This is a genomic window from Acetonema longum DSM 6540 (assembly GCF_000219125.1).
Taxonomy (GTDB): Bacteria; Bacillota; Negativicutes; order Sporomusales; family Acetonemataceae; genus Acetonema; species Acetonema longum.
The window spans coordinates 19,891-29,752 of record NZ_AFGF01000083.1; the positions used below are offsets into that span (position 1 = coordinate 19,891).

The 9,862-nt window shown below is 50.8% G+C and carries 10 protein-coding genes; 2 read left to right on the forward strand and 8 right to left on the reverse strand.

Features of this window, described 5'->3' with window-relative positions:
- Positions 1-47: 47 nt before the first annotated feature.
- The 3 genes from ALO_RS10000 to ALO_RS22080 all read right to left on the reverse strand — a co-directional run bounded on the left by ALO_RS10000 (position 48) and on the right by ALO_RS22080 (position 2,692).
- Positions 48-914, reverse strand: a complete 867-nt coding sequence (locus tag ALO_RS10000; protein ID WP_004095281.1) for a PRD domain-containing protein — start codon at positions 912-914, stop codon at positions 48-50.
- A gap of 176 nt (positions 915-1,090) precedes the next feature.
- Positions 1,091-2,326, reverse strand: coding sequence for a hypothetical protein (locus ALO_RS23125; protein ID WP_004095282.1), 1,236 nt, complete (start codon positions 2,324-2,326; stop codon positions 1,091-1,093).
- 207 nt (positions 2,327-2,533) lie between these two features.
- The gene (locus ALO_RS22080) at positions 2,534-2,692 is read right to left on the reverse strand and encodes a hypothetical protein (RefSeq protein WP_004095284.1); all 159 of its coding nucleotides are present in this window, start codon (positions 2,690-2,692) and stop codon (positions 2,534-2,536) included.
- A 175-nt stretch (positions 2,693-2,867) separates the two neighbouring features.
- On the opposite strand from ALO_RS22080, the gene ALO_RS10010 reads away from it, so the two are divergent.
- Entirely contained in the window at positions 2,868-3,179 is a 312-nt protein-coding gene (locus ALO_RS10010; protein WP_004095285.1) for a helix-turn-helix domain-containing protein, read from the forward strand.
- Positions 3,180-3,183: 4 nt separating this feature from the next.
- Here the strand turns inward: ALO_RS10010 and pgl are convergent, their stop codons facing one another.
- From pgl to ALO_RS10035, 5 genes are all read right to left on the reverse strand, one after another.
- Positions 3,184-3,915, reverse strand: coding sequence for a 6-phosphogluconolactonase (gene pgl / locus ALO_RS10015; RefSeq protein WP_004095286.1), 732 nt, complete (start codon positions 3,913-3,915; stop codon positions 3,184-3,186).
- A gap of 182 nt (positions 3,916-4,097) precedes the next feature.
- Positions 4,098-5,621, reverse strand: a complete 1,524-nt coding sequence (gene zwf / locus ALO_RS10020; RefSeq protein ID WP_004095287.1) for a glucose-6-phosphate dehydrogenase — start codon at positions 5,619-5,621, stop codon at positions 4,098-4,100.
- Between the two features lie 409 nt (positions 5,622-6,030).
- Positions 6,031-6,687 (reverse strand): histidine phosphatase family protein, encoded by a 657-nt coding sequence (locus ALO_RS10025; RefSeq protein WP_004095288.1) that lies wholly within the window; start codon positions 6,685-6,687, stop codon positions 6,031-6,033.
- 212 nt (positions 6,688-6,899) lie between these two features.
- On the reverse strand, positions 6,900-7,475 hold the full coding sequence (locus tag ALO_RS10030; RefSeq protein ID WP_004095289.1) for a hypothetical protein: 576 nt from the start codon (positions 7,473-7,475) through the stop codon (positions 6,900-6,902).
- A 142-nt stretch (positions 7,476-7,617) separates the two neighbouring features.
- Positions 7,618-8,886 carry a DNA recombination protein RmuC gene (locus ALO_RS10035; protein WP_004095290.1) on the reverse strand — a complete coding sequence of 423 codons (1,269 nt, stop codon included), beginning with the start codon at positions 8,884-8,886 and terminating at the stop codon, positions 7,618-7,620.
- Positions 8,887-9,122: 236 nt separating this feature from the next.
- On the opposite strand from ALO_RS10035, the gene ALO_RS10040 reads away from it, so the two are divergent.
- Positions 9,123-9,797, forward strand: coding sequence for a hypothetical protein (locus ALO_RS10040; RefSeq protein ID WP_004095292.1), 675 nt, complete (start codon positions 9,123-9,125; stop codon positions 9,795-9,797).
- The last annotated feature ends 65 nt before the right edge of the window (positions 9,798-9,862 follow it).

Genomic DNA, 9,862 nt, shown 5'->3' on the forward strand with positions numbered 1-9,862 from the left:
AATTATTTTTATATAATTTTGATAGTTTAATTGTATATGAGTGTTATCTATTTGTCAACATAGGAAGACCCATAGGAGGATGCATTCTTTAAACGTTCAATATGCATGGCAATAAAACCGGTTTCTGCCTCAGGGACGTTTAGCGTCAGTTCTTCTTCCATAAATCGGGAAACTTTTTGCGCCAATTTGTAAGAGTTTTTATACGTCTTCCTGATCGACATGAGGAGATCGTTTCGGATGGGAATGTTTTGGGTGATCCGCTCTGCCGCAAAACGGATGTGGCAGACAAAACGGGCGTAATCGATGGATTTCCGGTCCACTTCAATACACAGTTCATCCTCAATCAGTTCCAGCACTGAATTACAAATATAGGCATTCTTGATAGTGCTGGATAACTTACCGTTGCTGCGCAATGTATGAATATGTAAAGTGATAAAACCGATTTCGCTGTCAGGAATGGACATAGCGACGCTTTTTTCCAACAAGCGCACCGCCTGCCGGGCAATTTCATATTCCTGGCTGTAAAGAGTTTCAATCTCAACAATAAACGGATTTTCAATAGTGTCGTGATGCTGAAGGCGGTAAATGGTAAAGGCAATATGGTCGATTAACCGGATGTGCATTTCTTCGGTGATGGTGCTGGCAATTTTACTGCTGATGAAGCACAAGATCTCCTCGCAGATGCCTACCAGATGGGGGTCAACCGCTGCCAGCAATTGGTTGAATTTGTGACTGGTTTCACTGTTTTCAATGCTAAAAATCTTTTCAAAACTTGTTTCTTCCGGGATGAGGTCCGCGATTTTCCGGCTGAAGCCGATTCCTTTTTTAATCAGAATTTTCTCCGTACCCTGGTGTTTTGCCAATAAAACGTTGTTGTTAAAAATTTTAACCACTTCATAACCGGTTGTTGACAAAAAATCACCCCCCCACCACCAGACAGACTTCTGCATAAAATAAATTACCCTATAAATAAAAAAAATCCTGCAAGGATTAAAACTTTGCCATGAAACAGCCGCTGCCGTTTATTTTCCGACCGATCATTTCCCCACCTTTGAGCATAGGGAATGCAGTTGCGGTCCGCTGTTCCGTGCTATTCTTTTCTCCCGATGCTCAAGGCAAGGTTTGCGGCCAAGACTTTTTCCACCATTGACGCTTCCGGTTCCCGGCAGCTCACAATCAGCACTACCTCCGTTATTTTGCCGCTTGGCGGCTGTTTTTGCATATACAGCCGGTAATAAAGATACTTAAACAAAAATCCCAAAGCACCACCCAGGAGCAATCCGATCAAACCCCAAATGATTGGCCCCCACTGCCAGAAAAAACCCCACATTACACCAAACAGCATGAAGATTGTACCCAGTACTGTCGCCAGATCAAACATACTGAGACCGTCAGCCTGATAAATCGTATCTATCAACTGCCGCTCTTTCCAGGGAACATTCATCGGAATGGCACAAATGTGTTCCCGGGAAATTCCCCTCTGTTCCAGTTCCGAAATAACGACTTCCAGTGCGATCGAATATGAAAAGGACGCTGTGATATACACTTCCGATGCCAGTTGTGTCGGCATTTTAAAATCAGGGCTTTGATACTGTTGTTTGAAAAGGACCGCCTGTTCTTTTTCAAACAGGCGGTTATACTCATTCGTATTTACATAGGAATCATAGACGGCAAAGCCATATACTGAAGGAAGAGAGAGAAGCCACTGCGGATCGACGACGGCCCCAGTCTGCTCAAACAGACCAAATGCAGTAAAATGGACGGCCTGCAGTAAGTTAGAACAGTAGGCAATAGTAATCCACCACACCAGCAGAAAAAAACCGGTGGGTATCTGATGGGTATAAAGATGCCCCAGGCCCGGTCCCAGCAGAGACCACGCTGCGGCCACCCAAGGTGACCGCTTGTCCAGAATGTTTATTTCCATGCCGGACATACTGACCGGCCGGATCACTTCCTCATTCCGGTCGGCCAGTACAGCCAGTCGATTTAATTTCATCGTGAGCCGGTAGCTGTCCCATATGGAGAAAATGAACACGGAAGGATACAACAGCAGCCAGCGGGTATCAATGATTTCTTTCGCCAGATCGAACCGGCCGGTAAAAGAATATAAAATGGCCATGTTCAGTTTAGCCTGGGTATTGGTGAGAATTTCCCAAATAAACAGCAAGAAACCTCTTACGTAACAGCCTAGGCTGATATGCCCAAAACCAGGATAAGCCGCTGACCACCAAGCTATTGTATAGGGATTGCGCAGATGCAAAAAGTTTATAGCCAAGGGGGTTATTACTCCCTTGGGGCGGCGGGGGGATTGCGGCAATTGGCTCATGCCCGATATCTCCTAACCATTTTGCTGCCTTTAGCTTACCCGCCCGTACAGGCAATATACCCTCTTGCAATAATGAATCATAAAGGCAATAAGCCGGCTTCAATCCCTTCTTTGTACCAAAACGAAAGACATGCTTTTCCCCCAATATAAGGCAATACCTTGTTTTCTGGCGGAATACGCCCCTCCCTATGATGGCAGAAACACCACCTAGGCAATCACCTCGATAATTTCGCCGCCGTGGGCTACGTCAACCTTCTCCAGTAAGCCCTGATGATATTTCATCACCTTGATCAGCGCATCCTCCCTCGAAACTGCGAATACTACCACTGAGTTGCGCCAGTCCGCCTTCTGTCCGTTATACTCCATGACCTCTCCATCACACACGTGCCAAAAATACATTTACTCCGATCCCTTCTGTAATTTTATACATACCCATTATAACGATATATCGTTATAATGGTCAATATTATAGCGTTAATGTTTTTTCCGGTATTTTTGTTATACTCATTATACAACTCATCGTGATAACGAGGTATATCAATTGAACATTGCAGTACGCATCATGGAATTATGCAACGAACGAAATATTAGCATCAACAAACTTGCTAACCTCGCAGACCTGACCCAATCAACCCTAAACAGTATTATGAACAGCCGCGATCCTAATCCCCAATATAAAACCATTGAAAAAATATGTGCGGGTCTCGACATTACGCTCTCCGACTTCTTCACCGCAATAAAGTCCGAGCCTGAACTGGAACCCGATCTTCTTCGCCTGCTGGACACAGTCAAAAAGCTCTCGCCGGATCAGCGCGAACGTCTGCAGAAGCTGCTGGAAGCCATGCAGAAATAGGCACTCAATAGAGTTTCCCGGCAGCCTCCCGGTCGAGCAGCCATGCTGCGTTATCACCGCGCACCCTTTGTGCCGGATAATGCGGCATATTTTTTGCCTCCGGCGAAAGGATTTCCCCAATGACTCTTTGTTTATCCGCACCAGTTGCCAGAAACAAGACCTGCCGTGCCGCATTCAGTACCGGCAGGGTCAAAGTGACCCTCGGGGCGCCATTCGGCCCCCTGGCGCCGCAGACCCAGCGGCGGGTTTCATTCAGGCTGGGATCGCCGGGGAAAAGGGATGCGGTATGTCCATCCGCCCCTACGCCTAAGAGGATAAAGTCAAAGACGGGCCACTTAAGGCCGGGACTATCTAATTGGGTCATGACTGTTTTGATGCGCGCTTCATAGGCATCGGCCGCCTGTTCTGGTGTGGCTGTCTCCGTAGGTACAGGGTAAACCTGCCCTGACGGAATCTTCACCCGGGACAGCAGGGTTTGATGCGCCATACGGTAATTGCTGTCGTCATGATTCGGCGGCACAAAGCGCTCATCTCCCCAAAAAATATAGACCCGGGGCCAGGGGATCTGCGACTCCTGTTCAGCCAGTATCCGATACAGAGTCCGGGGCGTATTGCCCCCGGCCAGCACTAAGGTAAAATACCCCTTATCCTCCACGCATCGCCGGGCCGCCTGCGAAACAGCAGCCGCGGCAACCTGACTCAAGTCCTCTAAATTTTGATATACGGTATAGTTCAAAGGGACCACTCCTCTCAAAGTTCCTTTAGGAGCTTATTGCAAAACTCATCTGCAGCCTCGAAGCAGGGACCGTTCAAAAAGGTCCAGATGCTAGGAATGGTCGAGGACGCGCATGAGACTGTACGTTCAGGAGGGTACGTCGAATGCGCGCCCGGAGACCTGACAACGCAGATGGGCCTTTTTCAACGGTCGCCCAATGGTCGCCAGGCGCGCCCGTCCTTCGCCAGCAGCGCCTCCGCCTGCTCCGGCCCGGCCGCGCCCGCCGGGTAAAAGCACAGTGATCCGGTTTCTTCCTGCCACTGCTGCAGGATCGGGTCCAGTACGTTCCAGGCAACTTCCGCCCCGTCGCGGCGGACAAACAGGGTCTGGTCGCCGGCCATGCAGTCTAAAAGCAGCCGTTCATAAGCATTGCCCGACCTCTCGCCGAACACATCCCGGTAGGAGAACTGCAAATTCAGCGAACTCATGCACATGTGAGGCCCCGGTCTTTTGGTTTCCATGCTGAGGGCGATGCCTTCCTCCGGCTGAATGGCCAAAACCAGTACATTGGACAGCAGATTTTCCGGCATCAAGCCGGCGAACATGGAATGAGGCACCGGCTTAAAGGCAATGGCAATTTCACTGACCTTCCTGGCCAGCCGTTTGCCGCTGCGAAGATAAAAGGGAACTCCCCGCCAACGCCAGTTATCCACCATCACCTGCATGGCTGCGTAGGTCTCGGTGGTCGAGTCGCTCTTTATGCCCGGTTCCTGCCGATATGCAGGCAGGTTCTTATCAGAATTTTGAGCATACTGTCCTCTCACCAGAAATTGATCCATGTCCCAGGGGGAATAGGGGCGAATAGCCCGCAGCAGTTTCACCTTTTCGTCCCGGTGCCTGTCGCCGTCAAAGGAAGCCGGCGGTTCCATGGCCACTAAAGACAGCATTTCCAGCATGTGATTCTGGAACATATCCCGCAGGGCGCCGGTCTGGTCGTAATAACCGGCGCGATTCTCCACTCCCAGGGTTTCGGCCACTGTAATCTGAACATGATCAATATACTGACGGTTCCAGACGGGTTCAAAAATTGTATTGGCAAACCGCAGAATCATGATGTTCTGGACGGTCTCCTTGCCGAGATAGTGATCAATGCGGTAAATCTGCTGTTCCGTCAGATACCGGAGCAAGGCTCTGTCCAGCTCCCGGGCGCTGACAAGATCCCGGCCGAAGGGTTTTTCCACCACCACCCTGGACCATCCCCCAGCGGCATCAGACGTCAGCCCGGCCCGGCCCAGACCCTCGGTAATCACCGGGTACAAGACCGGCGGCGTGGCCAGATAATAAATCCGGTTGCCGCCGGTAAGGCACCCGGCCTCAAGCTCTGCCAGCCGCGATTTCAGTGCTTCATACAAAACCGGCTGCTCATAACTGCCGGCTATATAATGACAAAATCCGGAAAACTCCTCCAGTTCTGAATCTGAACCCGCCTCGGCCAGAGACTCCCGCACTGACCGGCGGAAGGCATCGTCGTCCATTTCCGTTCTGGCGCCGCCCAGGATGAAAAAATTTGCCGGCAGCAGTTGCCGGCGGAACAGCTCAAATAAAGCCGGCAGCAGCTTGCGCCGGGCCAAATCCCCGGAGGCGCCGAAAATCACCATACCGCAAGACTCCGCCTTTATTTCCGCACATAATTCTTCCCGTGCACCACGGGTTATAAAACGCCTCATATCAGTCAAGCATATCCCTCCTTCTATAACTTTATTGCATAATCCATCTCCAGCCTCGAATCCGGAACCGTTCAAAAAGATCCAGATGCTAGGTAAGAGAGATGCTCTGCGTCTCCGTACTGGAAGAATTCAGATGACTTTGCACTCATGAGAGATCATCTATTATTACCACTCTCTGAAAAGTCATGAATTCTGATACAGCGCGACGAGGACGGGCGTGAGACTGTACGTTCGGATGGTACGTCGATACTAGAGCGATGCGGAGCATCGCGTGATCAGGAAGAAAACACATCCCTTTTCGTCATAGTCACAACAAAATAGTCTACTGTAATTGAAGTCGAAAAGGGATGTTTTCTGAATGAGCCCGCCCGCAGGACTGACAACGCAGATGGGCCTTTTTAACGGTTCCCTAGATTTTAAATGGTGCGGCCATCCCCGCCGCATAAAGATGAGCCGTATCATTCAATCGCTCAATGGTGCTCTCCTGCCACTTGTTGCGCCGCAGCACGGTGATGCTGGCAGGCGATATGTCAAAAGAGACATGCAGCTTCTCCAGGCTGGCGATATCCACATCAATCCACCAGGCTACGATGGTCTTAATGGAGCCGCTGTGAGCCACCAGCACAGGCAAAGTATCGCCCCGGTCAGCCTGAGCAGCCAGTTCCCTCATGAACCGGCTGCTCCTGATATACAGCTGCCGCCAGGTCTCGGCTCCCGGGTAGTGCTGCCAGTCAAGAAAAGACTTGGTTCGCGCTAACGCCAGTTTTTGGGCTTGCGCTTCGGTTTTGCCCGCTGCCAGACCGTTGTTTAGCTCGCGCAGGTCCGGTGTCGCCAGCGGCTCTATGCCGCAGACCGAACCCAAAATCGCCGCTGTTTCCCTGGCCCGGCGCAAGTCGCTGGTATACAGGCTAATCGGCCGGAGGTTCAATTCCTGATGCAATCGTTCAGCCAGCAGGGCCGCCTGACGACATCCCTGCTCGGTAAGAGCCGAATCAGTCCAGCCGCCGGTCAAACCATTAATATGATGCTCAGCTGCAGCGTGCCGTATCAAAACGATGGCCTGCATTATCATCCACCTCTCTGGCTTATTTATAACGCGTTCTTGGCTCTTGCATGTGACTATGAAGGGATGAACTGTCGTTACTCCCCTTCACTGAGGGTAAGGGAAAAAGTTCGCCATGATCCCGGCAAATCCTTTCTCAATATTATGCACCGTCATTACAAAAGAAAAAAGCCTTACCCTTGGGGCAATAAGGCTTTTACGATCCAATCAATGTATTAGAAAGGCAGACGTCTGAACAACTCATCCATGGCTTGTTCGATGCTCGCAGCTATGGCTTCTTTCTCGCGAAAACCGGGACCAATGCTGTAAGTCGTCAAACGGGCCTGTTTCTCGACTCTCAGACTGACAAAATGACTGTCATAGACTGATAGAGCTTTAGCATAAACACTCACGCTGCCGATCGTGGTAGAAGTGATGATAGTATAACGCCGGTAGGCCTGAATTCTGGTAAAATCCAGGGCTAAAACCGCATCGGCGTCAAGATCATTGGCCAGAGTCATCATAAACTCTTTTTCCGGCAGAATCATTTGTGCCGCATCATACCCATGACGGGCCAAAACCAGGTTGACAAGCTCGGGAGGGACAATGCTGTAGCGTGCATTTTTTTGAAAATAATCATCCAGTTTTTTGTTAATCGTCTCGCCGACAACCGACCGTTCCTCTGCGGAAGAGTTGATATACGGGATAATCGCCACCTTGATCGAGGCGGAAACAGTACCCGGTACGGCGAAAAAAGAAAAAAAGAAAAGTGCTGCAACGACTACCAGTTGCAGGCCGGATATCCTGTGCATAATTTCCCTCCTTGCATACAGTGTCATCAAAGATATCATTTTATGTTATATCAAGTTTAGTTCAGGCTGGTAATATGGGGCTGCCAACGATATGTATCGTACACCAAAGCCCGGCCCTTGTCAACGAAAACCCTGAACCCCTTTATTCTTCTTCAGTGGCGCCAAGGAGTTGTTCGGCCTCAGCCGCCGGCAGCTCCTGCACGCTTCTCAATTTTTTGGCAATAACCCGGGAGCGGGTGGCGGCAGTGTCAATGGATTTGCTGGCTGCATCCAGTTTGTCACGGGTTTTTTCCAAAATATCGCCGAATTTGCCGAACTCGGTTTTAACCGCCCCCAATACCGCCCAGACTTCACTCGAGCGTTTTTCAATCGCCAGGGTGCGGAAGCCCATCTGCAGGCTGTTCAGTAAGGCCGCCAAAGTAGTAGGTCCGGTTACATTGACCCGGTACTCCCGCTGCAGCAATTCACACAGGCCGGGTCGGCGCAGTACTTCGGCGAACAGACCCTCCACCGGCAGAAACATGATGGCGAAATCTGTGGTGTTAGGCGGATCCAGGTACTTATCCCGGATATCTCTGGCTTCCCCTTTAATCCTATGCTCCAGCTGCTTGGCGGCCTCTTCGGCCAAAACAGGATTGCCGGCTTCCATAGCCTCCAGCAAACGCTGATAGTCTTCCTGGGGGAACTTGGCGTCTATGGGCAGCCAAACTTCCCCGGCATCCCGGCCAGGCAGCTTGACGGCAAATTCCACCCGTTCGCCTGATCCTTTTTTGGTCGCCACATTGGTGGCATACTGGTCGGGGGTCAACATTTGCTCCAAGAGACCCGCCAGCTGCATTTCGCCCCAGATGCCGCGATTTTTCACATTGGTCAGAACTTTTTTCAGATCCCCGACCCCGGCCGCCAGGACCTGCATTTCTCCCAGCCCCTTATGGACCTGCTCCAGGCGTTCACTGACCAGCTGAAAGGACTCGCTCAGCCGTTTTTCCAGCGTGGCATGCAGTTTTTCATCCACTGTCGCCCGCATCAGCTCCAGTTTTTGACTATTATCTTCCTGCAAAAGATGCAGCTTGCTTTCCACCGTTTCCCGCATCCGGTCCAGTTTGATCTCGGTTGTTTGATCCAGGCCCTGCAGCTGTCGGCCGAATGTGTCCAGCTGATTTTTTTGCAAAGTAGCAATATCGATCAGACGAGCGGATAAAGATTCGCCAAAACTCTTCAGGCTGCGGCTTTGCTCCTCCCGGTTCCTGCCAATTTCATCCCGCAGCGACCGCTCCATCCGTTCCTGGCTTTTTTCAACAGGCAGCAAATGCCGGCTAATATCCGGCTCACTCCGCCTCATAACCAGATAGGCCACCAAAATAAGCGTCAATATATTACCGCCGGTCAGCAGATAGATCCAAAATTCCATTCCCTCCCCACACCTTTCCCAGGGACTGTTGAAAACAGCATCTTTGAACGTTCCCGGATGAAGAGACGCCGATGCGCTGTAACAGACTCCTAAATTTACCTAGCACACTAGTACTATAATTCTTGTACCGGCCGCTCAAATCCTGCCAAAAATCGAGTGCCCCCTCGAATTTTGGCAAACGCAGCGATACGCCGGCATATGATTATGATAGAGAAAAAGCCGGGGGGGGTGGAAGCATGTCCTGTGAGAGAGTGAGGCGCAGCTCCTGTCCCTGCGTTTTGGCGGACATTCATCAGTGCAGCTATTGCATTCTGGCCCAGGGTGAAGAGTTCTGCAGTTGTGACTGGCAGGAAACCTGCGCCTATGACCAAGGGGGAAAAGCACCCTCTTTGCCGCCTGGCAATGTGATTGTTGCGGTAAAACCATATGGCCCGGCCTCGGCGATTGTTCTCAAGGTCAAAGAATCTCTGCTGGGGCTCAGGCCCGGAACCGCCCTGTCGCTGGATGCCGGTCTGGGAGAACGGGCACAAGCCATTCTGCTGCGGCAATATAACAGGCATAATTTGCTGCACCTCGTTTCCTTTACCCTATTTCCCTTTGCCCAATTAAGAGGGTACCACCTGCGAATCTTCCAGTCAGGCAATGTTTTTTGCGGTGCTGAATTTCTGGCCGAAGCCGCCGGCCAGTCGATTTTACTGCTGGCCAATCCGGTTGTTTTGCCTTTGCTGGAGGAACTGCACGCCGGACTGAAAGCCTCCGGCAACAGAGTGCATCTGACACCCTTATGCAGTTCTCCTGTTCTTGATAACCCGGATTTAGTATTTATCGCCGGCAAAGAGTGGGAAGTGAAAAAGGCGGTCATGGAATTGCCGCCTTCTTACAATGGAAAAATTGTATTTTGGACACTCTAATCCGCAATCCCTAATCTGCAGCCTCGAATCTGAGACCGTTCAAAAAGGTTCAGATGCTAGAAGAA